This window comes from Kineosporia corallincola (genome assembly GCF_018499875.1).
GTDB lineage: Bacteria > Actinomycetota > Actinomycetes > Actinomycetales > Kineosporiaceae > Kineosporia > Kineosporia corallincola.
Genome location: NZ_JAHBAY010000002.1, coordinates 577,186 through 600,516, shown reverse-complemented (window position 1 = coordinate 600,516; position 23,331 = coordinate 577,186). Strand labels below are relative to the sequence as shown.

The window sequence follows — 23,331 nt, the reverse complement described above, 5'->3', positions numbered from 1 at the left end:
CCACACTCCCAGAGGCTCGATGTACAAGTTGCTTGATAATCAAGCTACTGGAAGGGCGAGTAACATGCACGTCGTGACCGATGACCGCGCCGACCGCGACACGCTCTTCAGGCCCGGACGGCGCTCCGACGTCCTGCTCCTCTTCCGCGCCTACGCCGACGCACACGTCGAGGCATCGCGAGACCTGGCCCGCAGCATGGGAATCAACGTCAGTGACGCGGTCGCCGTAGCGGAGATCCTCTGGGGTGAAACCACCGGAACCCCCCTGTCGCCGGCCCGGCTGGCCGAACGCGTCGGCCTGACCACGGGAACCACGGCAACCATGATCAATCGCCTCGAGGCCGCTGGTTACGTCGTACGAAGCCGCGAGGACTCCGACCGCCGCATCATCCGCCTGCGCCTGACCGAGCAGGCGCGCTCGCGCACCGAGAATTTCTTCCGGCCCATCGGCGAGGCTGCCGATCGCGTGCTCGACACCTACGACGACACCTTCCTCGATCAGCTGGAAGGCGTCATGCGGGACATGGTCGCAGCGACCAGAACCCGCGGAGATCACTAGCGTCAGCCTCAACGAGAACGCCCGGTCCGCAACGGACGCGGGCATCAGCCACTCTGGCGGCGCGCAGCGTGACCGACGGCGCTCGACCGGCGTCGGTGGGGGGGTGCCACCATGGCCCGGCAGTCCGCCGGATCGGGACTGTGGGAAACCAGGCCGGCCTCCTTCACGCGTCCGATGCCGCGCGGGACGGTGGAATGATCTGGGCGAGGTCGATGACGATCTTGCCGCGCACGTGCCGGGCGGCCTGGAGCTGCGCCGCGGTGCGGATCTCCTCGATCGGGAAGCTGCGCGCGATCGGTACCCGCAGCCGGCCCGCCGCGATCAGCTGGGCGATCTCTTCCAGGGCCCCGGGCTCGGCGTTGGCGCCGTTGGCCGCCGGCACACCGTCGACCTGGGCGGCCACGGTGCAGATCCGCTCGTCCGGCACGCCGAGTTCCCTTGCGGTGTGCACGGTCTCGGTTCCGAACAGATCCATGGCGGCACTCACGCCGCCGGGGGCCAGGGCCCGCACGCGGTCGGCCAGGCCCTCGCCGTAGGCGACCGGCTCGGCACCGAGGTCGCGCAGGTGACCGAACGACGCCGCCGATCCCGTGCCGATCACCCGCGCCCCGGCCAGGCGGGCCAGCTGGACGGCGAACACCCCGACACCGCCCGCCGCCCCGCCGATCAGCACCGTGTCGCCGGCGCCCGGCTTGATGACGCCGGTGGCGGCGGACGCCGTACGTCCCGCGATGGTGAGCACGGCGGCGGTGCGGTCGTCGATGCCGTCAGGAGTGTGGTGCGCCTCGTCGGCGGCCGTGTCCCCGCTCGCCCGGACGACCACGGAGCCGGCCACCGCGCGGGACAGGGCGCCGCCGAAAACCCGCTCTCCGAGACTGAAGTCGCTCACGCCGTCACCGACCTGGTCCACCACGCCGGCATAGTCGGTGCCGAACCCGACGGGCAGGCTCAGGCCGAACCGGGCGGCGGTGTCCGGGTCGGCGGTCATCACCCAGTCCATCGGGTTCAGCCCGGCCGCGGTGACCCGCACGCGGATCTGGCCCGGGCCGGCCTGGGGCGCGGGGATCTCGCGGACGATCAGGTTCTCGGGGTCGCCGAAGGAGTCGAGCTGGGCCGCTGTGCTGGTGTCTGCCGACATGTGATCGCTCCCGTGCTGAGTGCTGAGTGCTGAGTGCTGAGTGCTGGTGCGGGGATGGGCCGTCGAAACGGACTATGCTCCGTTTCGACGATTCAACGTAACACAACCGGAGCGTGATCCGTTTTGACTGAGGCCAGGAGCCGCGCGGCGCGGTCGGACGCCGCCCGCAACCGGGAGCACCTGCTGGCGGTGGCCACCCGCGTCTTCGCGTCGGCCGGTGCCGAGCCGTCGATGCGCGCGATCGCCCGGGAGGCCGGGGTCGGCATCGGCACGCTCTACCGGCATTTCCCGACGCGGGAGTCCCTGGTGGACGCGATCTATCAGGACCAGGTGGTGCGGCTCACGGCCGGAGCCCACGAGCTGCTCGCCCGGCTGGCCCCGGCCGCCGCGATGCGGCGCTGGATGGACCTGTTCGGCGACTGGATCGCCACCAAGAACGGCATGCTCGACACCCTGCTCGCGATGATCGACGCGGGCGAGATCGCCCACGCCTCGACCCGCGGTGAGCTGCTGGCGGCCGTCACCGCGATTCTCGACGCGGGCCGGGCGGCGGGGGACCTGCGCTCCGACGTCACCGCGGAGGACATCGCGTCCGCGCTCATCGGCATCTTCACCGTGGCTCCCCGGCCCGCTCAGGACGCCAGGGCCGGACGCCTGCTCGACCTGCTGATGGACGGCCTGCGTCCGAGGTGAGGGGACGGCCTGACCGGGGTGAGGGACAGCGTGGATCGGTGTGGGTCGGAGTGGTGAGCGTGGCCGGACGGCCGGGACGCCGCTGCGGAAGTGCCGTCCCCGACCGTGCGGCTGGGGCTCAGGTGCCGCAGAAGGTCTGGTAGCTGCCGAATTCCGGGGGTGCTCCCACGGCGTAGCGTTCCAGGCCGGGGCGCTCGTCGAAGGGCGCCGTCACCGCTTCGAGCAGGCGGTGCAGCGGTTCGAGGTCCCCGTCCGTGGCGGCGGTCAGTGCCTCTTCGACCAGGTGGTTGCGGGGGATGTAGGCGGGGTTGACGTCGTCCATCAAGGTCGCCTGCGGGGCCAGGGCGACCCAGCGGGCGAGCCAGCCGTCGGCGGCGGTGGGGTCGGCGAGCAGGTACCGGGTGGGGCCGGTGTCGCCGCGGGCCGCCGTGGACAGCGAGCGGAAGAAGGACGTGTGGTCCACCTGGTTCGTCTCGAGCAGGTCGAGGAGGTCGCTCACCAGTGGGGCGAGCACGTCGTCGCCGGGATCGCCGATCAGGCCGAGTTTGGCCCGCATCCCCGTCGTCCATGATTTTTCGTAGTGGCTGAAGAACGCGCGCAGGGCCTGGGTGGCGAGCTCGACGGCCGTGTCCTGGTCGTCGTCGATGAGGGGGAGCAGGGTCTCGGCGAGGCGGGCGAGGTTCCAGCCGGCGATGGCCGGCTGGTTGCGGTACGCGTAGCGGCCGTCGCGGTCGATCGAGCTGTAGACGGCGGCGGGATCGTAGGTGTCCAGGAAGGCGCAGGGGCCGTAGTCGATGGTCTCGCCGGAGATCGTCATGTTGTCGGTGTTCATCACGCCGTGCACGAAACCCACCAGCATCCAGCGGGCCACCAGGTCGGCCTGGGCCGCGACCACGGCCTCGAACAGGGCCAGGTAGGGACGCCCGGCCCGGGCCGCCGCGGGATGGTGGCGGCTGATGGCGTGGTCGGCCAGGCGGCGCAGCAGGTCGGTGTCGTCGGTGGCACGGGCGTACTGGAAGGTGCCGACCCGCAGGTGGCTGCTGGCGGTCCGGGCGAGAACCGCTCCGGGCAGTACGGTTTCGCGACGCACGGGGCGCCCGGTGGCGACCACGGCCAGGGAGCGGGTGGTCGGGATGCGCAGGGCGTGCATGGCCTGGCTGATGACGTACTCCCGCAGCATCGGGCCGACCACCGCCAGGCCGTCACCGGCCCGGGCGAACGGGGTGCGGCCCGAGCCCTTCAGGTGCAGGTCGCGGACGGTTCCGTCGGGGCCGGTCAGCTCGCCGAGCAGCAGGGCCCGGCCGTCGCCGAGACGGGGCGAGTAGCCGCCGAACTGGTGCCCGGCGTAGGCCTGGGCCACCGGCGTGGCACCGTCCGGAACCCGGGTGCCGACCAGCAGTTCCAGGCCCTCGGTGCTGCGCAGCCAGGCCGGGTCGAGGCCCAGCTCGAGCGCCAGGGGCTCGTTGAGCACCAGTAACCGTGGCTGCGGCGCGGGATCTCCCGTGCGGGCGACGGCCAGCTCCGGCAGCTCCCGGGCGAAACGGTTGTCCAGGCGCGCGGCGGTGGCGGACGTGGTGGTCATGCCGTCGAGACTACGTCCGAACTCCGGTCTCAGGCGCGGGCAGGCTCGTGCAGGACGGCGGAGTCGACGACGTCCGTCAGCAGGCCACGGCGCGCGTGGGCGGCGCGCTGGCGCTGCGCGCCGGTGCCGTGGGTGAGCAGGTCGTGCAGCGCGGTCTGCACCCGGTCCAGGTCACCGTGCCGGGCCAGGGCCGGGCGCACCCGGTCGACCAGCTGCTCCAGGTGCTGCCCGGCGGGCACCCGCCGGCCGGTCAGCGGGTCGAGCAGGTCACCGGACAGGCCGTGCCGGGACGCCTGCCAGGCCGCCGCGCGCAGCAGCTCGGGCCGGGCCTGCGGCCAGGATCCGTCCGCGACCGCCTCGTCCACCAGGGCGCGGCCCAGCGCCGCGATCACGACGGCCTCGTGCGGGTGCCGGCTGACGTCCGCCACCCGGATCTCCACGGTGGGGTAGCGGATCGACAGCCGGGCGTCGAAGGAGACCATGGCCGGGTCGAGCAGGATTCCGGAATCCACGAGCCGGCCCACCACGGCGTGGTATTCGGCCGGATCACGGAACGGCGCGGTGGGGCCGGTGGTGGGCCAGCGGTCGTACAACTGCCGGCGGTAACTGGCGTAGCCGGTGTCGGCGCCGTCCCAGAACGGCGAGTTGGCGCTGATCGCCAGCAGCGCCGGCAGCCAGGGCTGGATGCCGTTGAGCGCGGCGATCCCCTCGGCCGGGGAGGTGATGCCCACGTGCACGTGGCAGCCGCAGATCAGGTTCTGGCGGGCGGTCTGCCCGTACCCGGCCAGGATGCGCTGATGACGTTCGGCCGGTGAGGAGGTGGGCCGGGCCGGGAGCGGGCTGACCGCCAGGGCCGCCACCCGGACTCCCGCCCGCCCGGCCGCCCGGGCCAGCCGGCGGCGGCGTTCCAGCAGATCGGCCGTGATCGTGTCGAGGTCGGTCGCGGGCCGGGAGGCGATCTCGACCTGTTCCTGGTGCAGTTCGCCCTGGGCGGTCTCGGGCACCTGCCTGATGACGACGGGAGCGGCCGGGCTGGGCACGCCTTGCTCGTTCACCAGGAGGAATTCCTCCTCGACCCCCACGGTGCGCCGCGTCATATCCCCCATAGGGGACATTCTGGCCGAGTGGGGGTGCGGCGCCTCCCGGGAGAGCCGGTCAGGCCGGGCCGGACCGGCTCGGCTGATCGGCCGGGGTGAAGAAGCGGGCCCGGACCCGGGCGGCGGCCTGCGCGGAGGTCTGCGTTCCGGTGTCGACCTCCATGTCGTAGTCGATGCCCCGGTGCACCGCGACCGCCTGCCGGGCGGCCATCCCGGGCACCCGGTCGCCGCGCAGCCGTTCCCGCTCGGCGGCCACGGACGGGTCGCAGCGCACTCCCACCCAGCCCACCGGCAGGCCGGCCAGGGCCGCCCGCCAGCGCCGCTGGGCGCCCGGGCCGCTGACGAAGTTGTCTTCGATCAGGACCTGCGCGCCGGCCCGCGCCATGGCGGCCACCCCCGTCATCCACCGGTCCTCGACCTGCCGGAACCCGGCGCCCACCACGACCTCGCCGTCCGCGGTGAACGTCAGGTCGTCCCCGGTCAGGAAGGACGCCGGCAACGCGTCGATCAGCGTGTCCACGCCCAGACGCAACCAGACGCCGTCGAGCACCTCCTGAAGCTCCCGGGCCACCGACGTCTTGCCGGAACTGGAGCCGCCGTTCAGCACCAGCACCCGGGGACGGGCGTCCTTTCTCACCGGCGCACCTCTGCCGGGTGCTGCGGTGCCGGGGCCTGCATCTCCAGCAGGGCGAGGGCCTCGGCGCCCCCGGCCCCGGCGATCGGCGTGTAGACCACGACACTCAGGCCGTCGTTGCCGATCGCCTGGAGGGTGTCCATCTGGAGGGCGATGTCGCCGACCAGCGGGTGGTGGATGCGCTTGGCCGCCCGCAGCGCCGTGACCTCCTGCGCGGCCCACGCCTGGCGGAAGTCCTGCGACCGTGCCGACAGCTCGGCGACCAGCGCGGCGAGCTGCTGGTCGCCCGGGTCCCTGGCGGTCTCACGGCGCAGGAAACCCGCTGCGAAACGCGCCATCTCGGCCCAGTCGGGATAGAACGAGCGGGCCGCCGGATCGAGGAACCCGAAGCGCGCCAGGTTGCCCTCGTTGCCGGCGGTGCTCCACAGCGGGGCGTACAGGGCCCGGCCGAGGCTGTTGCACGCCAGCACGTCCATGCGGTGGTTGGCCACGTACGCCGGCAGGTGGGGCATGCCCTCGATGATCTGGAGCAGGGCGGGCGGCACCGGTCCCGGCGGTGCGACGGGCGTGGCCGGCCGGGCCGGTACCGTGGCCAGGCGAGCCAGGTCGTGCAGGTATTCGCGCTCGACGGGATCCAGGCGCAGCGCCCGGCCGAGCGCGTCCAGCACGCCGGGGGAGACCCCGCGCAGATTCCCGCGCTCCAGGCGGGTGTAGTACTCGACGCTGACCCCCGCGATCATCGCCACCTCGGTGCGGCGCAGCCCGGGAACCCGCCGGTCCCCACCGCCCGGAAGCCCCGCCGCCTCGGGGGTGACGCGATCGCGTCGCGCCCGCAGGAACGCGGCGGCCGTCTCTCGTGGATGCACCCCGTCACCGTAGCCCGCCCCTCGCCCCGCGCCCGGCCGGTCTGGGGGTCCCTGCTGGGGCCCCCTACAGCAGGATCTCCCGCACCCGGCCGACGGAGCGCTTACATGGCTCCTGCCCGGATCTCCGGGACAGATCCCTCCGGAGGAAACATGTCCACTCCCGCAACGGTTCTCACGCCGTCCACCGAGAGCGCGAGCGAGGCGCTGCGCTCCCTCTACACCGCCCTGGCCGCCGGTGACGTGGCCGGCGTCACGGCACGCCTGCACCCCGACGTCGTCGTGGTGGAACCGCACGAGCTCCCGTACGGCGGTATCCATCAGGGCCGGGACGCGTTCCTGCACAACGTGCTGGGCGTCATGATGAGCCACGCCGCCGTCACCCTGGAGACGTTCGAGCTGTACGAGGGCGCCGACGGCGCCACCGGCGTGCTGCACGGCACGCTGACCGCCCACACCTCCGGCGAGCAACTGCCGCTGCACATGGTGGAGGTCCACCGGATCACGGACGGCCGCAGCACCCGGATGGAGATCTACCTCGAGAACCCCGCCGCGCTCGCCGCCTTCTACCGCCGCAACCCGGCGCCCGCGAGCGCCTGAGCCCGGCGAGAGGGTGCCTGCTCAGCTGCGGTGCGCCGCCCACCGCGCGGACGCCACGGCCAGTTCCCGCAGGTGAACCGCTTGCGGGAACTGCCGGGAGCGGTCCTTGATCCGCGCGGTGGTCGCGTGCGCGAACGAGGTGACGTGATCCCGGTCAGCCCGTACCCCGGCGGGAATCCCGGTCGCCCACTGTTCGGCCTGCTGCGGGGAGTGGCCGACCCGGACGAGCATGAGCCCGGTAGGGCTGGAACCGTTCCGGCGTCAATGGTTTCGGCCGCCTCGACGGGCCCGAACCGGTTCTCGACGGCGCTGCGGATGTCGGTGGGAAGCCGTGTCCACTGATGCCGGGTCAAGGTCTCTTGGCGAGCCGTGGTGGGCGATCGTACGCCGCCCACACGAGCTCGCCGGCAACCAGTGGGCAAAGTGATCGAGAGGCTTCACTGAGCACAGTGTGCATTCGGCTGGATGCTTTGGGGTATTTAGTTGGATGATCGCCGATGTGCATCCGCTGCGCGTCTTGTCGTCAGCCGCCACCTTGGCATGTCGCGATGCCGTGGAACCGGGCTCGGCCGGTGTGGTCATGTGAGGAGAGCTGGGGAGAGGTGGGCCTGGTGGCCGGGGTGCTGCTGATCGATCTGGAGAACATGGTGGGCCACGGAGCTGGAGTGAAGGTCCTGGCGCCGCGTCTGGATGCGCTGCTGCGTCAGGCCGGGCCTGGCCTGAGCGTGGTTGCCGCGTGTAGGCGCACCCGGATGGGGCCGGGTAGCCAGGAGATTCTCCAGGAGCGGGGGGTGCGCCTGCTGCTGGTCGATGATGGCAAGGGTGCTGCCGACCAGGTGCTTCTGCACGAAGCGCGCCGACAGGCGGGCCAGGGCTGTCGTCGATTCTTGGTGGCTTCCGCCGATCGTGCCTTCGCGGCCGTGGCTGATCTGGGTCGGCTGGAGATCCTGCTCTGGGAAGGCCAGCAACCGCTGGCCCCGAACAGGTACACGCGCGTGGCCGACATGGTTCACCGGATACCCCGGCCCGCCCGAGGCTTCCCGGCGCATGAGCGGTCGCCCGCAGCCGGAACCGATGCGCCGCAGGTCAGTGCCCATGACCAGCAGGACGGCTTCAACGAGCCCCAAGAGCAAGGCGTGGCCGTCGGCAGGCCCGAGGCGATGCCGGTGCCCGCCGCGTCCGCAGGCGGGCGCAGCGAATGGGCCGGCCTCTTGCTGTTCGCTGGGACGGTCTTCGCAGCGGGCGTACTGTTCGGCGCCGGGACAGCGGTCGGCGAATCCGTTGCCGGCCGGCTCCTGCGCTCAGGCCGCTGCTGAGCATGAGGATGCACCCCGGTCCAGGCGGGGACGCGGATGGCGGCCGGTGCTGTTCGGGGTGATGCGTGGGCGGTGAAAGCGGCGGGGTCCCAGCTGTCCTGGAGGTTCTGCGTCCGCTGGTGGCTGCTGTAGAACGATGCCGGCAGCGGGCGCAGGCGTACGCCGAGCGGGCTGAATCGATCATCCGGGACTACCTCGATCACGGATGGGACGGTCTGGCCGAGCAGATCGACCAGGCCGGCCAGACGCTCCAGCACCTGGCCGAAGCCATCGCCGACGCCCGTGACACCATCAGCAGCGCTCTGGCTGCGGTCGAACGCGCCAGCGCCACGACGGGCCTCGGGAACCTCCGGCAGCACCTCGGCGGCGCGGTCGAGGGCCTGGGCCGCGGCGTGGACATGCTCGCCTCGGCGGCCCAGGCCAGCGACGACGCCGCAACTGCGGCCCAGCCCGCCCATGCGGGCTTCGCCGGATCCCTGATCGACCTGCGCGATGACCTGATCTCCACGACCGAACAGCTCCACCAGGGACACACGGCTCTGGAGGCAGAACACCAGGCCGCCGCCCAGTTCGGGTCGCCACACACCCCGGAGCACCCACCCGGCCCGGACGTCCCGGACGCCCCGGGCCCTTGGGGTAAGCCTGGGCCAGGGGTGATTCCGGACTGGGTCCGCGTGGCAGGCGCCAGGCTCCCCTCACGCCAGGGCGACAAAAGAGCGAAGACCACGGGGATCGTCCTGGACCCCGTCAACGGCAGGGCCGCGGGGCCCGAGATCGTCTCCGGGGAGGACCGGGGACTGGTGCAGGATCTCGCGCTGCGCACCCCGAGGCTGAAATTCGCGACTTCACTGCTCTCGCACGTGGAATCACATGTCGCGGCCGGTGTCCGCAGAGGCCTGTTCGCGCGAGAATCGTTGCTGGTCATCAATAATCGCCCTTGTCGCGACCAGCTGGGTTGCGACACCCTGCTGCCGTACATCCTTCCCCGTGGGGCCGTCCTGCACGTGTACGTTGCCCATGAGGACGGAACTAGCCATTTCAGAACATACGAAGGAAACGGAGAACTGATCAAGCCATGACCAGCACCCCCTCGGAAGCATCCAGCGCCACGGGCCGAAACGGTGGGGGCCGCCGGTCGCCGCTGATGTTGCAGTGGAGCCGTGACGAGAGCAGCGGCATGCCGCTCGAAGCGCTGGTGGCCGACCGCAGTGAGTTGGCCGCGGTGCTGGCGCGGATCCAGGCCCAGGCCGGGCAGGAGGGCATCGGATCCATGGTTCATGTGTGGGCTCCGGGCACGCTGCATGATGTGGGGCCGGGGCCGCAGGAACCGGAAGTGCACATCGAGACCGTCATCGGAGACCCAGCCGGTGCCGGACTGCGCTGGCTCGGCGAAGTCGACGCGCTCCAGGCCTTCAATCCCGACCGGATCGCTCCGCAGGGCCCGATTACCTTCGACAACTGCGGCAACGCCGACGAATTCCCACCCAGCGTGTTTCGTCTGACCCTCACCGATGTTCAGGACATCTTGACCGAGTACCTGGAAACAGGGAACCGCACAGCCACGCTCGCGTGGACGTCCTTGGCCTTCATGGGCGACCCCGAGCCCTGACCCGCCATCGTCACTGGGGCGGATGCCACCTGGAACGGCTGGACGTCACGGCCTCAGGGCTGGACAGCGCGAAGATTCGTGCAGGGCGATGAGATTCAGGTATCCGCGCGGCCTTATCATCAGCCGCCGCTGGTCCGGCGAACACCGTGCGGCCTGGGCGCCAAAGATCGCCAAGATGGCCGAGGGGCCCAGTTCGCGCGCCAGCGTCACGACACCATTGGACGGGTCGGCGCTCGTGATCCAGGTGCCTCGCTTCGCAGAACTGCCGCAACTTCCCCTTCATGAAGGGAAGCGATCCTCGTTCCTGCCCGATCCTACGGGCCAGAGGCGGGTCCTGAGATTGATCCTGGCCAGCACCATCGGACTTTGGCGGGTCCTTGCGCCAGCGGCCATTCAAGGCGCCGGAACATGTATTCCTGGTGTCTGATCCTCAGTACCGATGTCCGAGAGCTAAGGCAGCATTTTTGCCCATGAGGACGATCGATGCGCCTACCGTGCTGGAAAGAGCGTGGGGCGAGGAGGTCGCCGGTGATGGGAGACTCTGGGAACCGAAGAGCCGCCGGCGGGAAACTGGCCACTCCGGGGATCTTGTACATGGCGCTTCTGCCGCTGACTCTGTCTCCGGTCGTGGCTCTGTATGTGTTTCTCATCGGCGTCTACGAGAACTTGTTTGACTTCATCGGCTGGGAATGGCTTTTCGTCATCGCGGTGTCCTACGGTGCGGGGCTGGTCCTGACGCAGATTCTCCTGGCCGGCTACGCCCAGCGCAGCGATCTGGTGATCACGGCGGGCATCGCGGCCACGTGCGCCTACTTCGTGGTCGTCTGGATCTTCGGGCAGGACGTTCCACTCTTCGGGTCTGCCTGCTCCGGATGGGCCTTGGCCCTGAACGAGCTCGTGTTGGTCTTGTTCAAGGCCTTCACTTCGGCCCGTGGCTCTTCGCGGGACGACTGGGCCACCGTCGTCCTGTGCCTTGTTCTCGGCTACCTGTCCATCGTGGTCTTCCGGATATTCTCCTGGCAGCCGGGCGCGGGACCTGAGTACGGGGCCGCTTTCGCGATCTTCACCGGTGCTCAGGTCTATTTCGCGGACGAGCTCAACAGGACGCTGAACCTCAGGCCGAGTACCTACATCAAGATCATCACCCCCGTCGCTACTGCGGTGAGTCTTTTCCTCTACCTGGGAGTCCTTCTCCAGGAAGCGCTGATCGAGAACATCACGGACTCGTTCTTCAGCCGCTTGCTCGGCGTCCTGACGATGACCTTCCTCCTGATCTTCGTCGCGTACGGTGTCGTTCTGCTGAGGAGGCTCGGCTTCTGAGATCTCTGCGCATGCCGATGGAAGGGCTTATGGTGCATGGGATTTAGTCTGGTTGGTGACCGATGCGCCAGCCACGTTTCATCTCGATCGTGGGGACGGTCAGGTAGCCGCCGAGGGTGGTCTCGTACTGCTGGCTTCCCATGACGATGACCCGGGCGCGGAAGATGTCGTCCTCGACCAATTCGCCGAGGTCCACTTTGTCTGAGGTGACGATGGTGTTGGTGGGGTAGTTGGAGTACCCGAAGTAGTCGGGGGTGTCCTTCACGCCGCCGATGTCGGCGCGGATCGTCTGGGCTCCAGTGATGGAGTCGGCCTGGGTCACGACACCGTAGACCACGATGGCCTCACCGATGTGGCTGTCGGGGTCGCGGGCGATCAGGGCCCATTCGCGTTGCGTGAGGTGCTCGTACGCGATCTTGGGCTGCTTCGGTTCCGTCGGCTTGGCCTTCGGCGACTTGCTCGGTTCTGCCCTTCTGCTGGTGGGTTTCGGTGTGGTCTTCGGTGTACGGGGCTCGGCCTTCGTCGTGGTGGGCCTGGCCTGCGCCGTGCTGGGTGCGGTAGTCGCGGGAGCTGTGGTCCTGGCCGTGGTGATCTTGGCGGTGGTGGTCGTGGGTGTGACCGTGGCAGATTGGCTGGAACTTGCTGTGCTGGTCTCGGTTTCGGGTTCGCTCAGCGCCCCGATGGTGGCCAGGATCGCCAGGGTGGCGGCTGCTGCGCCGATGGCTCTGAGTTTCCAGCGTACGGGTGTGTAGGTCAGCCCGGTGCGGGTTTCCTCGTCGAACAGTGCGGTTCGCGCAGTCTGGATGTCCTGCACGTCGGCTTCGGCGTGGGCGGCGTCAGCTTCCAGACGCCGGATGGTGGCCGCCTTGTTCCGGTGCACCTCTTCGTAGCTGGCCACGGCCTGACGGATCGCGGCGGCGTAGGTGCGGGCAGCGCTCTCCTGGCGGCCGGGCAGGGACACGGTCTTCACGCCGGCGGAACTGCTGAGGGTCAGGTGGACCTTGGTTCTGTCGCCATTGCCAGAGGCGGCCACCTCGACGTGCAGGTGCGGGTCATCGAGCGGAAACCGGGCGCGGCCGATCTCTACCCGGTCCTCGAACAGACAGCAGTTCCCGCCCCACAGTGAGGCGAGCTTCCTGGCCTGGCGGACGCTCTCGATCTCCCGGTTGATCCGGTCGATGCCCTGGCGGTGGCGTCGTTGGGCGCGATCCAGTTGCCGTCCGGCAGCCTGCACCCGGCGCCGGTCCTGTTTCGCGGTCTTCTTGTCCTTGCCCTCGGCAGGAGACTCCACGGGCCTGTCCCTCTCGCCGTCATCCACGAACCTTTGCCCGTCAGTCGGCGAACACCACCCGGGCAGGAGAGGGATACGAGGGCTGCACTCGATGGCAGCAGGTGATGACACCGGTAGTGCTCGATGCAGTGGAGTCAAGCAAGCTGACGGGTGTAGTCGGCGATCCTCTCGGCCCGCGAATCACGCTTCGTAAGAGTGTGGCCGATTCTCTAGCCTGACCTGTCGCAGGGTACCGCTGCCCGGTACGACGTGATCCATCTTGGAGGGCAGAGCGTCGTGGTCCTCCCCGTGGCCGAGTACCTGCGTCTGTGTGCTCTGGAGGAGCCAGCCGGCCAGGAGGCCCTGGAAGACGCCGAAGATCTGGCAGAGTTCCGCGACTACGAAGCACGAGAGGCCGCAGGGACCACGTCCCACATGACGATGGACGAGCTTCGCCAGCACCTTGGCCTGGAGCGGTGATCTACGAGCTCATCGTTGAGGCGTAAGCAACCGCTCAGGCTTCTGCCTTTCTGGCCGACGACCCGCAAGATCTGGCTGAAGTGCTGCGCGCCATCGATGCTTTGCCCAACGATCCGCGGTCGGCCGACTCGTTTGAGTTCGGCTCAGCTGACCGTCGTCGGATCAGGGTGGGGCGATACCGCGTCCTCTATGAGATCAAGAGCAACGTCATCGACGTCGTTCGGATTGCACGGGTAACGGAGGGTCGCTGACTCGGGGTCGCTCAGATTGGTGCGCCGCACTCCGGGTCGCCACTGCGCCCACTCGGCTGGCCGAGACATACGCCGCCGCTGTCCACCACGCCCGGCCCTCTCGCTCGCCGACACTGGGACGGATGACGAATCAGAACATCAGGGTGGTCACCGGCGGCAGCCGCGATCTTGTCCGGACACTCCGTCATCTGTGCGTATGGGAGCGCAGCGCCGGCCTGACCGGGCTCAGCCCGGCCGGTGAGCCGTGACGGCCTCCGGGCCCAGGGCGTCCAGGAACGCCAGCTTCTCGGCCGAGGCGGATCCCACGGGCGCGCTGTAGAACACCATGTGCTGGTCGCGGTCGGCGATGCTCAGCGTGTCGCAGTCCACGGTGAGGTCACCGACGAGCGGATGGTGGAACGTCTTGGTCAGCGTGGGCACCGGCTGGACGTCGTTCAGCTGCCACAGGCGGGCGAATTCGGTGCTGGTGGAACACAGGTCGTCGGTGAGCCCGGTGATCGCCGGGTCGGTGAGGTAGCGGGCGCGGGCCGAACGCAGTTGCATCACGACGTGCCGGCGGAACCCGGCGGCGTCGGAGATGCCGTACGGGGCACCGGCGTCCGCCGCGGTGGCCGGGAAGGCGCGTCGCGCCAGGTTGCGGTCGCCCGGGTCGCGGGCGCCGAAGTCCTCCATCAGCGCCGTGGCCAGCGGGTTCCAGGCCAGCACGTCGAAGGCGGCCGACAGCACGATCCCCGCCGTGTGCGGCATCCGTTCCAGCAGGGCCAGCACGCTGGGACGCACGTCGCGCCGGTGCCGTCCGGTCGGGTTCGGGGCGGTGCCGGCCAGCAGGTACAGGTGCCCGGTCTCGGCCTCACTCAGCCGCAGCGCACCGGCGATACCGGTCAGCACCTCGGCCGAGGGCCGGGGCGCGCGGGCCTGCTCCAGGCGGACGTAGTACTCGGTGGAGATGTGCGCGAGCACGGCCACCTCCTCACGCCGCAGACCCGGCGTGCGGCGCCGCGGCCCGGACGGCAGCCCGGCGTCCTGCGGCCGCACCCGGGCCCGGCGGCTGCGGAGGAACGAGGCCAGCTCCTGTTTGTCCACGCCCTCAGTATGGGCGCCGGACGCGGCGCCGAGACTGGTACCGGTTGTGCCTGAATACGCCGCGGCGACCCGCAGATCGTGGAGTCATGACAACGAGTACCGACTCCGCACCCCTGGGCCTGCTGACCGGCAAGGTCCTGTTCATCACCGGCGCCAGCCGCGGCATCGGCGCGGCCGCCGCGCACCTGTTCGCCGCCGAGGGCGCCAAGGTCGTCCTGGCCGCCCGCAGCACCGACGCCCTCGCCCGGATCGTGGCCACCGTCCGCGAGCACGGCGGCCAGGCCGACGCCGTGCCCCTGGACCTGGCCGACGAGGCCGGCATCCGCGCCGCCGTGCAGCGCGTGCACGACCTGCACGGGCGCCTGGACGGCGCGTTCAACAACGGCGCCGTCGGCCAGCAGCCCGGCCCGCTGCACACCACCACCGCCACCGACGTCCAGGCCCAGTTCACGGTGAACTTCCTCGCCCACTGGACGGCGATGAACGCCGAGGCCGACCTGATGCGCCGCAGCGGCGGCGGGGCGATCGTCAACACCTCCAGCATCGGCTCCTGGCGCGCCAATCCGGTGCTGCCCGCCTACGGCGCGATGAAGCGGGCACTCAACAGCATCACCCAGTCCGCCGCGGTCTCCTGGGCGCCGGAGGGCATCCGGGTCAACGGCATCGCGCCCGGCGCCACCTCCACCGAGATGATGGCCGAGTGGGACGCCGTGACACCCGGCGTGATCGCGGCCAACATCGCCGCCACCCCGGCCGGCCGGATGGCCGAGCCCCGCGAGGTCGCGGAGGTGGCGGCCTGGCTGCTCAGCGACCGCGCGTCGATGGTGACCGGGGCGATCGTCCCGGTCGACGGCGGCGCCAGCGCCTGAACGGGTTCAGCGCCGGAGCGGGGCTCAGCCGGGCGTCGCCGGCGCGACGGTCGCGATCCGGTTCATGACCTGGGAACAGTCCGCGAGACCGAGGCCGCCGCGATCCTGCGGCCGGATGTAGACCTCGGAGATCAGCCCGACCGACCCGTCCGTGCGCTGCACGCCGTACCAGCGCACGGACCGGGCGGCGCCCGGGTTGTCCTGGATGCCGGAGGACCCCTCGTCGGCGTTCGTCACGAACTGCCCCCGCATCTGGCAGACGGCGGCCAGCACGATGCCGCTCCACATCTCGGTGCCGTCGATCTTGCAGCCCAGCGAACCGCAGCGGGCGACCGGCCGGGTGGACAGGTAGGTGGGCGTCGCGTCCTCGCTCAGGCCCGTGGCACCGGCGGCGACCATGTTCTGGACGGTGATGGACGGAGTCCGCTCGGCCCGCCCGGCGTATGCCCAGAACCCCGCGGCACCGGCCAGGGCGAGGCCGGCCAGCGCGATCGATGCCGGCAGCAGCCAGGAACGACGTGTGGGGACGGCGGGGTGATCGGGCTCGACCGCAGCCCCTGCCGCCAGCGGTTCGCCGGGCGGGTGCGTGTCTTCCTGATCGTCCTGAACCTGCGTGTGCCCGGCCGGCCCCAGGATCGACTGATGACGCCGTTGCCAGACCACCAGGTCGCCGTCCAGTGCCTCCACCAGGGCCTGCGTGGTTGTCCAGGTGGGCAGCCGCTCGCCGCGCAGCGCGTCGGACAAGGTGCCCCGCGAACGCCGACGGCCGACGGCCGCGGTCCGGCGCTCCAGCTCGCGCAGATCCAGCTTCTTGCCCTCGGCGGCGGCCCGGCGATCACACAGGTCACGCAGGTCGGCGGCGAACTGCGCCACCGGGCCCGCGGTGCGTTCGACCGGCTTCGGGGGGCGCCCGGATGACGACGACACACAGTCCTCCCGGATGGACAATCGCTGGACGCGATCGCGTCTTTCGGACAATCAGACCGTAGGCCAGAATCGGGCTCGCCGGGCCGCCATTCGCGTCATTGGCCGACCGAATCGCCGTCCGCGTGACAGGCGGGACGCCTGACTTCATCGGCCTCGTGGCACCGGCTCATCCGACCGCACCAGGTGTGAGGGGTCCTCGTGCACGAACCGGTACAGGTGCTGCTGGACGCGGCCCGGATGCTGGGCACCACCGCCCTGCCGGAGGCCGTGAAAACCACCGTCAGAATCATCTTCGAGCAGCTCCTGGCCAAGGGCAGGCAGCACACACCGCCGGGCTCACCGGCCGGCCTGGCCCTGGACGCCGTCGCCGCCGGCCGGCCCAGCGACAACGACCGCCGCACCACCCATGCCCTGTTCGAGGCACTGGCCCGCCAGGACGCCACCGTCGAACGACTGATCCAGCGCCTGGGCGAGTCGGTGTCGAACGCCGGAGCCCAGGTCAACGTCGGCCACAGCAATTTCGGAAGCATCAACAATGTCCAGAACAACTACACGACGCACGCGACCCACCAGCGGGAGCTGATGCTCACCGTCGACCCTGACCACCCGGTCCGCCTGCGACCCGGGGACCGGACCGAGGTGCAGGTCACCGTGACCGAGGAGGCCCGGCGTCCCCAGCTGGTCAACTTCCACCTCGCCCCGCCGGACACGCTCGGGGTCCGGGCCGAGCCGAACCCGCTGATGCTCAGCTCCGGCGGGCTGGGCACCACCCGTGTCACCGTCACCGTGGCCGCCGGCGACGTCCGGCCCGGCCGCCACCGCTTCGAGCTGCGCGCCCAGTCCGATGCCGGGGCCAGCGTCTCCGTTCCGGTCGACGTCGAGGTGCTGGAGGCGCCGCGCTGGCACACCCGCCCGGCCCCCGACGGCCAGGACGTGCTGGAGGTGACCAACATCGGCAACTGCGACCTGGACCTGCGGGCCCGGGTGAGCGACCGCTCGAACAACGAGCTGGGCCGGCACGACACCGTCCGACTGCCGGTCGGCCAGAAACTGGAGATCCCGTTCCGGGTGCCGCGCTCGCTGGTGCTGACCGGTGTGGCCCACGTGCGCCTGAACGTGGTCGACGGTCGCAGCGGGCTGGAACGACGTGACGACCACGAGGTCGCCGTCCGCCCGCGCCTGGCGCCCCATCGGCGGGCGCCTTTCCTCGGCGGGCTGGCGCTGGTCAGCGTCGTGCTGGTGGTGTGGTCGCAACTGTGGGGGCCCAGCGGGCAGGCCGGCGCCCAGAGCGGTACGCCACCGAGAACCTCCGGGGCGCAACAGGTCAGCGGCATGCTCACGCCGTCGGTGTGCCCGGGCGTGTCCGCGGCCGACCGAGCCCCGGCCGACGTCTCGCCGTCCCCGGCACCCCTGCGCTCGGCCGTGTTGCCCGCCGCCGTGCCGGGCGGGGTCAACACGTCGCTGGCGCCGGACCTGCTGGTGGTGGGCGGGGCGGACCGACGGGTGCACGCCCTCGACCCGGCCACGCTCCAGGAGCTGTGGTGGAGTCCCTGCCTGGACGGCCCGGTGGTGGCCCAGCCGATCGTCTCGGACCCGCCACGGCCGGGCGTGGACCCGTACGACGTGTTCGCGGTGACCGGTCAGGGCACGGTCTACCGGATCCGGACCGGTGGACGGGGGGAGGTGCCGGCCGAGCAGGGGGCCCGCCTGCCGGGGAGCACGACGATGAAACCGACCCTGCTGGACGACGAATCGGGTCACCCGGTGATCACCGGCGAGGTCGACGGCGCCCCCCGGATCAGCCTCGTGGACCGGCGGACCCTGCGGGTGAAGGCCTCGGTGCAGCTGACGGAGGCGCCCCGGCAGAACCCGGTGATCGTGGACGGCGCACGCATGTACGCCGTCGACGGCAGCTCGCACGAGCAGACCTGGTACTGGTCGCCGTCGGCCTCGGCGTTCGAGCGGCAGGACTCGCTGGAGGGGATTCCCGGGGACGCCCGTCTCACCTACCTGGCCGGGCGTTCCGGGGACAGGAAGAAGGGCGAGAAGAGCGACTTCCTCGTGGCGGCAGGGACGTACGGCTCCTCGGGGGCCGGGATCCTGATCGTCTGGCCCGGCCAGGGGCGCCGATCCTCGATCGTCTCCCTGCCCGGCGAGCCGGCGGGGCAGGTGCGGCTGTCCGCCGATCACCGCAGCGCGCACCTCCCGCTGCGGCAGGGCGACCACACCCTGCTGGCCCGCGTCGACCTGACCGGCACGGTCACCGGCGGCGCGGACGTCGTGACCCAGGACCTCGCGGTCCGCGGCGACGACGCCGGCACGGCCCTGGCGACGCCGATCCAGCAGGTCGGCGGCGACGAGAACAGCCTCGTGCTGGCCTGGGGCGAGTGCGTGTACGTGGCCGACAGTGCGCTGGAGCGCGAACCCGACGTGGCGCTGTGCGGAAACGGCGCGATGGGCACCCCCGGGGCCTCGCGGGCCGAGGGCGTGCTGTGGGCCGCCGGCCGGGACGGGCGGGTGTACCGGGCGGCGCTGCCGTAGCGGCACAGCGGGCGGCCTCCGGGACGACGCCGGGGGAGTGATCACCCGGAACCGGAGGACGCCCACCGGCGCCAGTTCCGTTATGCGGAAACGGATCCCGCGGCAGGCCTACCGGCCCCCGGACGACGCCGCGACCGACGCGCCGAAGTCGAGCAGGTCCTGCGTGAAGGGCTGGTGGGCGAACATGCCGGCGTCCACCCGCACCGCCGCGCCGTTCATGCCCGCCGAGTCCGCCGAGGCCAGGAAGGCGTAGACCTTCGCCGCCTCCTGCGGCGAGTTGCTGTGCTCACGCAGGAGCTGCCGGGCGAAGATGTCCGCCACCGGCTGCGGGACCTGCTGCCCCTTGGGACTGGTCGTCACCCCGGGAACGACCGCGTTGCAGCGCACCCCGGCCGACCAGTACTGCGTCGCGGTGTACTCGGTGAGCGCGATCACCCCGGCCTTGGCGCACCCGTACGCGGTGAAACTCGAGTCCCCGGCCAGCGCGTGCGTGGAGGACGTGTTCACGATCGTGCCCCGCCTTTTCACCAGCTCGGGCAGGGCGTGCTTCGTGGTCAGCATCGACCCGCGCAGGCTGATGTCCATCACGTTGTCCCAGGCGTCCACGGACATGCCCGCGATGTCGCCGTCCGCCGGGTGGTACACCGCGGCGATGTTCAGCAGAATGTCGATGGCACCGAAGGTTTCGACCGCGTGGGCCATGAGCGCCGCGATCTGCTCCTCCGACGTCAGGTCCAGCTGGAAGGCGCTGGCCGTGCCCTCGCCGAACTTCTCGTTCAGATGACGCTCCAGACGGCGCGTCCCCTCCGGATCACGGCCCGCCAGCACCACTCTGCCGCCCTCCGCCGCGATCTCGACGGCAACGGCCCCGGCGATGTTCAGCCCTCCCGGCTCGACCAGCGTGGGACCGGTGATGACGGCGACCTTGTCGGTGAAGCGGGACATGCGTTTCCTTCCACGGGGAACTCCGGACAGCGGCCGCCGATGATATGACGCCGACCCGTCGAAACCCCATCAAAAGTCCGAAACGGGACTTTCGGTCCTGTGGGTCTTGTCTCGTATCAGAGGGCGCCCGGCCCGGGCGTGAGCCGTCAGCCGGGCGTCCTGGTGGAACGCCGCCGGGCCACCGAGTGCGAGGGCGCCAGATGGGAGGTCAGGGCGATGGCCGCGCTGGCCCGGTCGAAACCCAGCTGAGCCACCCGCACGTACAGCACGTCGGCCACCAGCAACTGCACATGCCGGGACGCGAACGACCCGGCCCGGAACCGGGTGTCGAAACCACTGACGGTCAGCTGGATGTCGGCCAGCGTCGCCAGCGGGGAGGTGGAACGGCGGGTGATCGCCACCGTCGTCGCGCCCCGCTCCCGCGCCAGTTGCAGGGCCTCGAACGTCTCGGCCGTCGCCCCCGAGTCCGACACCCCGACCGCGACGTCCCGCGTCGTCAGCAGCGAGGCCGAGGTGACCGCCCCGTGCACCTCCAGCCACGCCCGGGCCGGCACCCCGATCCCGAAAAGCCGCATCTCCAGCTCGTTCGCGACCGCACCGGAACCCCCCACCCCGTACAGGTCCACCCGGCCCGCCTTCGCGATCGCCTGCGCCGCCCGCTCCACGGCCTGGAGGTCCAGGCGCTCGCGGGCCTGCTCCAGACTGCGCAGGTCGGCGCTGAGCACCGTCTCCAGCACCTTCTCCAGCGGGTCGTCCGGGCTGATGTCGTTGTTCAGCTCGGTGATCGACCAGGGCCCCGAGTAGCGCCCACTCTCCTGCGCGATCCGCAGCAGCAGCTCCTGGTACGACTTCAGCCCGATCGCCTTGCAGAACCGGGTGACGCTCGCCTGCGACGCCCCCGAGCGGCTCGCCAGCTGGTCGGCCGACAGCTCGGCGGCCGCCAGCGGATCTTCCAGCACCGTGCGGGCCACCCGGGTCAGCGACTCGGACAGGTCGGGCAGAGCGGTCCGGATCAGGTCGGTGACCCCCACCGCACTCGCACCCTGTAGACCGGACATGGATTTTCGGACCCCCTCGGGCACCACAACGGTGGCAGACGACAGCGTTGGATTGTGCCGGATCTGAATCCTGGGGTCAACGAAACTGAATCATTCAGCCACGCCGATTGCCACCGTGTTACGGATTCGAGCCGTTCGTCGTATTTGCTGGACAGAACAGGCAAACAGCTCAACCATGAATGACCAAGCCGCCAGAAGCTGTCGCGGTGGCTGAGTCAATCATCTCGCGAGGAGTGCCCTCATGCCTGCTCTGCCCCTGTCCACCTCGGTCCGCGATCTCGAGCGCGAGGTGAGCACGCGCCTGGCCGACATCGCCGACGACGCGGCGGGCGGAGCCCTGGAACCCGCGGTCGGCCTGCTGGCCGGGGCGATCCGGGCCGGCGGCGTGGTGCAGGCGTTCGGCACCGGCCACTCCGAAGCCTTCGCCATGGAAATCGCCGGGCGCGCAGGCGGTTTGATCCCCACCAACAAGGTAGCCCTCCGCAACGTCGTGCTGCACGGCGAGCACACCGTGGCCGAGCTCGCCGGCGACCCGCCGCTGGAACGCGACCCGCGGATCGCCGACGACCTGTTCGCGACGATCGTGCGCGACCCGGCCGACGTGTTCGTCATCGCCTCGAACTCCGGCGTGAACGGCAGCGTGGTCGGTCTCGCCCTGCTCGCCCAGCAGCACGGCCACCAGGTCGTCGCCGTCACCAGTCTTCTGCACACCGCCCGCGTCACCCCGAAACACCCCAGCGGAAAACGACTCTCCGAGATCGCCGACGTGGTCATCGACAACCGCGCCCCCTACGGCGACGCCACGCTCCAGGGGCCGGGCGGCGTCGGCGTCGGCGCGGTCTCCTCGATCACCTCCGCGTTCATCGCCCAGCTCCTGACCATCGGCGTCGCCGAGCACCTGGCCACCGCCGAAACCCCCGCCCCGCTGTACCTCTCGGCCAACATCCCGGGCGGCGACGAGCACAACCGCACCCTGGAGGCCCGCTACGGCGAGCGCATCCTGCGCTACGCCTGAACCGCTCCCGACCAGCCACCCCCTCGACGAAACCTCTACGCCCACCCGCAAGCACCAACGTCCCCCAGCAAACCACGCGAAGGATCTGCCCATGTCCCAGCTCGACCGCCGTGGCTTCATCCGCTTCGCCGGCGCCGTCGGCTTCGCCCTGCCCACGGGAATCGCGCTCGCCTCCTGTTCCTCCGGTTCCGAGGAGGCCGTCACCGGAACCGTCAGTGCCAGTAATCCTTTCGGGGTCGCCTCGGGCAGCACCGTGGACGCCGTCATCTTCGACGGCGGTTACGGCACCGACTACGTGGACACGGCGGGCAAGATCCTCTCCGGCGTGCAGGACGGGGTGAGCGTCAAGCTGACCCCCTCCACCCAGATCGCCACGCAGATGCAGCCGCGCTTCGTCGCCGGGAACCCGCCGGACCTGCTGGACAACTCCGGCGCGGACAAGATCGCCGACAGCGCCCTGGTGGAGCAGGTGGAAGACCTCACCGACGTGATCGACGCCCCCAACCTGGAGGGCACCACGATCCGCGACACCCTGTACGACGGCATGCTGAACGACACCACCATCAACGGCAAGCTGGTGGCGATCAACTACTGCCTCACCCTGTACGGAATCTGGTACTCCGCATCGCTGTTCGAGGAAAAGGGCTGGAGCGTGCCGGCCACCTGGGCGGAGATACTGGAGCTCGGGGCGAAGGCGAAGGCCGAGAACCTGTACCTGTTCGGGTGGGGCAAGGAAGCCGCCGACTACTACCTGACGATGGCCATCGACTCGGCGATCGTGGAGGGCGGCCACGACGTGCGCAAGGCCCTGGGCAACCTGGACGCCGGGTGCTGGAGTCTGCCCGCCGTGCAGAGCACCCTGGAGGCGATAGGCCAGGCGGTGGCCGCCGGCTACTTCCGGCCCGGCGGCGCCGGCACCCAGTTCACCGCGGCGCAGGCACAGTGGAGCCAGGCGCAGGAGTTCGTGCTGTACCCGTCCGGCTCCTGGATCGAGAACGAGATGAAAGAGCAGACGGCGAAGGACTTCCAGATGACCGGCTTCCCCGCACCGCCGGTCACCGGGTCGTCGGTGCTGCCCGCCACCGCGGTGCACGCCTCGGCCGGTGAGCCGTTCTTCGTGCCCTCGAAGGGCAAGAACACGGCGGGTGGCAAGGAACTGCTGCGCACCATGCTGTCGAAGGAGGCCGCCACCGCCTTCGCCGAGGCCAAGCTCGCCTCGACCATCGTCAAGGGCACCGTGCCCGCGGACGGTTTCGGCTCCACCGCCCTGGTCTCCCAGACGAAGATGGTGGAAGCGGCCGGTGGGGACGCCTTCACGCACAACTTCAAAGACCTGTACGGCCTCGGCGCGGACATGCTGGTGCTGTGGAACTCGTTCCTGGCCGGGGACTCCACGGTGGCCGAGCTGACCGAGAAGATGCAGAAGCTGACCGACGCGGTGCGGGAGGACGACTCGGTCACCAAGGTCACGGTGAGCTGAG

24 protein-coding genes are annotated in these 23,331 nt (G+C 70.5%); 13 read left to right on the top strand and 11 right to left on the bottom strand.

The features are described 5' to 3' along the window. The first annotated feature begins 73 nt into the window (after positions 1–73). Positions 74–559 carry a MarR family winged helix-turn-helix transcriptional regulator gene (locus tag KIH74_RS06940; RefSeq protein WP_214154949.1) on the top strand — a complete coding sequence of 162 codons (486 nt, stop codon included), beginning with the start codon at positions 74–76 and terminating at the stop codon, positions 557–559. Between the two features lie 163 nt (positions 560–722). Here KIH74_RS06940 and KIH74_RS06935 read toward each other — a convergent pair whose 3' ends face one another. Then, positions 723–1,697, bottom strand: coding sequence for an NADP-dependent oxidoreductase (locus KIH74_RS06935; RefSeq protein WP_214154948.1), 975 nt, complete (start codon positions 1,695–1,697; stop codon positions 723–725). 123 nt (positions 1,698–1,820) lie between these two features. On the opposite strand from KIH74_RS06935, the gene KIH74_RS06930 reads away from it, so the two are divergent. After that, positions 1,821–2,390 carry a TetR/AcrR family transcriptional regulator gene (locus KIH74_RS06930; protein ID WP_214154947.1) on the top strand — a complete coding sequence of 190 codons (570 nt, stop codon included), beginning with the start codon at positions 1,821–1,823 and terminating at the stop codon, positions 2,388–2,390. Between the two features lie 118 nt (positions 2,391–2,508). Here KIH74_RS06930 and KIH74_RS06925 read toward each other — a convergent pair whose 3' ends face one another. From KIH74_RS06925 to KIH74_RS06910, 4 genes are read right to left on the bottom strand one after another with little or no spacing between them, the layout of a single operon-like run. After that, complete coding sequence (locus KIH74_RS06925) at positions 2,509–3,972, bottom strand: protein adenylyltransferase SelO (RefSeq protein ID WP_214154946.1); 1,464 nt, start codon at positions 3,970–3,972, stop codon at positions 2,509–2,511. A gap of 29 nt (positions 3,973–4,001) precedes the next feature. Further along, positions 4,002–5,078, bottom strand: coding sequence for a carboxylate-amine ligase (locus KIH74_RS06920; protein WP_214154945.1), 1,077 nt, complete (start codon positions 5,076–5,078; stop codon positions 4,002–4,004). Positions 5,079–5,127: 49 nt separating this feature from the next. Continuing rightward, positions 5,128–5,706 (bottom strand): chloramphenicol phosphotransferase CPT family protein, encoded by a 579-nt coding sequence (locus KIH74_RS06915; RefSeq protein WP_214154944.1) that lies wholly within the window; start codon positions 5,704–5,706, stop codon positions 5,128–5,130. Then, on the bottom strand, positions 5,703–6,569 hold the full coding sequence (locus tag KIH74_RS06910; RefSeq protein ID WP_214154943.1) for a helix-turn-helix domain-containing protein: 867 nt from the start codon (positions 6,567–6,569) through the stop codon (positions 5,703–5,705). The genes KIH74_RS06915 and KIH74_RS06910 overlap by 4 nt, the downstream gene beginning before the upstream one ends. Positions 6,570–6,719: 150 nt before the next feature. On the opposite strand from KIH74_RS06910, the gene KIH74_RS06905 reads away from it, so the two are divergent. After that, a complete protein-coding gene (locus KIH74_RS06905; protein ID WP_214154942.1) occupies positions 6,720–7,166 on the top strand; it encodes a nuclear transport factor 2 family protein in 447 nt (148 codons plus the stop codon). 21 nt (positions 7,167–7,187) lie between these two features. Here KIH74_RS06905 and KIH74_RS06900 read toward each other — a convergent pair whose 3' ends face one another. Next, positions 7,188–7,397, bottom strand: a complete 210-nt coding sequence (locus tag KIH74_RS06900; protein WP_214154941.1) for a hypothetical protein — start codon at positions 7,395–7,397, stop codon at positions 7,188–7,190. Between the two features lie 380 nt (positions 7,398–7,777). Here KIH74_RS06900 and KIH74_RS06895 point away from each other — a divergent pair, with 380 nt between their 5' ends. The 4 genes from KIH74_RS06895 (at position 7,778) to KIH74_RS06880 (ending at position 11,411) form a co-directional block, all read left to right on the top strand. Beyond that, positions 7,778–8,482, top strand: a complete 705-nt coding sequence (locus tag KIH74_RS06895) for a hypothetical protein (RefSeq protein WP_214154940.1) — start codon at positions 7,778–7,780, stop codon at positions 8,480–8,482. Positions 8,483–8,601: 119 nt separating this feature from the next. Continuing rightward, positions 8,602–9,561 (top strand): DddA-like double-stranded DNA deaminase toxin, encoded by a 960-nt coding sequence (locus tag KIH74_RS06890; protein ID WP_214154939.1) that lies wholly within the window; start codon positions 8,602–8,604, stop codon positions 9,559–9,561. After that, a complete protein-coding gene (locus KIH74_RS06885) occupies positions 9,558–10,091 on the top strand; it encodes an Imm1 family immunity protein (RefSeq protein WP_214154938.1) in 534 nt (177 codons plus the stop codon). Before KIH74_RS06890 ends, KIH74_RS06885 begins: the two co-directional genes overlap by 4 nt. Before the next feature lie 594 nt (positions 10,092–10,685). Then, positions 10,686–11,411 carry a hypothetical protein gene (locus tag KIH74_RS06880; protein ID WP_214154937.1) on the top strand — a complete coding sequence of 242 codons (726 nt, stop codon included), beginning with the start codon at positions 10,686–10,688 and terminating at the stop codon, positions 11,409–11,411. Between the two features lie 43 nt (positions 11,412–11,454). Here KIH74_RS06880 and KIH74_RS06875 read toward each other — a convergent pair whose 3' ends face one another. Beyond that, positions 11,455–12,729 carry a hypothetical protein gene (locus KIH74_RS06875; protein WP_214154936.1) on the bottom strand — a complete coding sequence of 425 codons (1,275 nt, stop codon included), beginning with the start codon at positions 12,727–12,729 and terminating at the stop codon, positions 11,455–11,457. Between the two features lie 261 nt (positions 12,730–12,990). Here KIH74_RS06875 and KIH74_RS06870 point away from each other — a divergent pair, with 261 nt between their 5' ends. Continuing rightward, positions 12,991–13,161 carry a hypothetical protein gene (locus KIH74_RS06870; protein ID WP_214154935.1) on the top strand — a complete coding sequence of 57 codons (171 nt, stop codon included), beginning with the start codon at positions 12,991–12,993 and terminating at the stop codon, positions 13,159–13,161. Positions 13,162–13,211: 50 nt separating this feature from the next. Further along, positions 13,212–13,412 carry a type II toxin-antitoxin system RelE/ParE family toxin gene (locus KIH74_RS39150; protein WP_372492009.1) on the top strand — a complete coding sequence of 67 codons (201 nt, stop codon included), beginning with the start codon at positions 13,212–13,214 and terminating at the stop codon, positions 13,410–13,412. A 225-nt stretch (positions 13,413–13,637) separates the two neighbouring features. Here KIH74_RS39150 and KIH74_RS06860 read toward each other — a convergent pair whose 3' ends face one another. Continuing rightward, complete coding sequence (locus KIH74_RS06860; protein WP_214154933.1) at positions 13,638–14,495, bottom strand: helix-turn-helix transcriptional regulator; 858 nt, start codon at positions 14,493–14,495, stop codon at positions 13,638–13,640. A gap of 86 nt (positions 14,496–14,581) precedes the next feature. Here KIH74_RS06860 and KIH74_RS06855 point away from each other — a divergent pair, with 86 nt between their 5' ends. Then, positions 14,582–15,364 carry an SDR family NAD(P)-dependent oxidoreductase gene (locus tag KIH74_RS06855; protein WP_214154932.1) on the top strand — a complete coding sequence of 261 codons (783 nt, stop codon included), beginning with the start codon at positions 14,582–14,584 and terminating at the stop codon, positions 15,362–15,364. Between the two features lie 24 nt (positions 15,365–15,388). On the opposite strand, the gene KIH74_RS06850 is transcribed toward KIH74_RS06855, so the two are convergent. Further along, positions 15,389–16,291 carry a hypothetical protein gene (locus tag KIH74_RS06850; RefSeq protein ID WP_214154931.1) on the bottom strand — a complete coding sequence of 301 codons (903 nt, stop codon included), beginning with the start codon at positions 16,289–16,291 and terminating at the stop codon, positions 15,389–15,391. Positions 16,292–16,489: 198 nt separating this feature from the next. Here KIH74_RS06850 and KIH74_RS06845 point away from each other — a divergent pair, with 198 nt between their 5' ends. Continuing rightward, positions 16,490–18,832 carry a hypothetical protein gene (locus KIH74_RS06845; protein ID WP_214154930.1) on the top strand — a complete coding sequence of 781 codons (2,343 nt, stop codon included), beginning with the start codon at positions 16,490–16,492 and terminating at the stop codon, positions 18,830–18,832. A 108-nt stretch (positions 18,833–18,940) separates the two neighbouring features. Here the strand turns inward: KIH74_RS06845 and KIH74_RS06840 are convergent, their stop codons facing one another. Both KIH74_RS06840 and KIH74_RS06835 read right to left on the bottom strand, forming a co-directional pair. Beyond that, positions 18,941–19,777: an SDR family NAD(P)-dependent oxidoreductase gene (locus KIH74_RS06840; protein WP_214154929.1), complete on the bottom strand. Its 837-nt coding sequence runs from the start codon at positions 19,775–19,777 to the stop codon at positions 18,941–18,943. A gap of 146 nt (positions 19,778–19,923) precedes the next feature. After that, positions 19,924–20,835, bottom strand: coding sequence for a MurR/RpiR family transcriptional regulator (locus KIH74_RS06835; protein WP_214154928.1), 912 nt, complete (start codon positions 20,833–20,835; stop codon positions 19,924–19,926). A gap of 241 nt (positions 20,836–21,076) precedes the next feature. Between KIH74_RS06835 and KIH74_RS06830 the strand changes: the two genes are divergently transcribed. Both KIH74_RS06830 and ngcE read left to right on the top strand, forming a co-directional pair. Continuing rightward, a complete protein-coding gene (locus KIH74_RS06830; RefSeq protein WP_214154927.1) occupies positions 21,077–21,850 on the top strand; it encodes a sugar isomerase domain-containing protein in 774 nt (257 codons plus the stop codon). 91 nt (positions 21,851–21,941) lie between these two features. Next, positions 21,942–23,330 (top strand): N-acetylglucosamine/diacetylchitobiose ABC transporter substrate-binding protein, encoded by a 1,389-nt coding sequence (gene ngcE, locus KIH74_RS06825; RefSeq protein ID WP_214154926.1) that lies wholly within the window; start codon positions 21,942–21,944, stop codon positions 23,328–23,330. Position 23,331 lies beyond the last annotated feature (1 nt).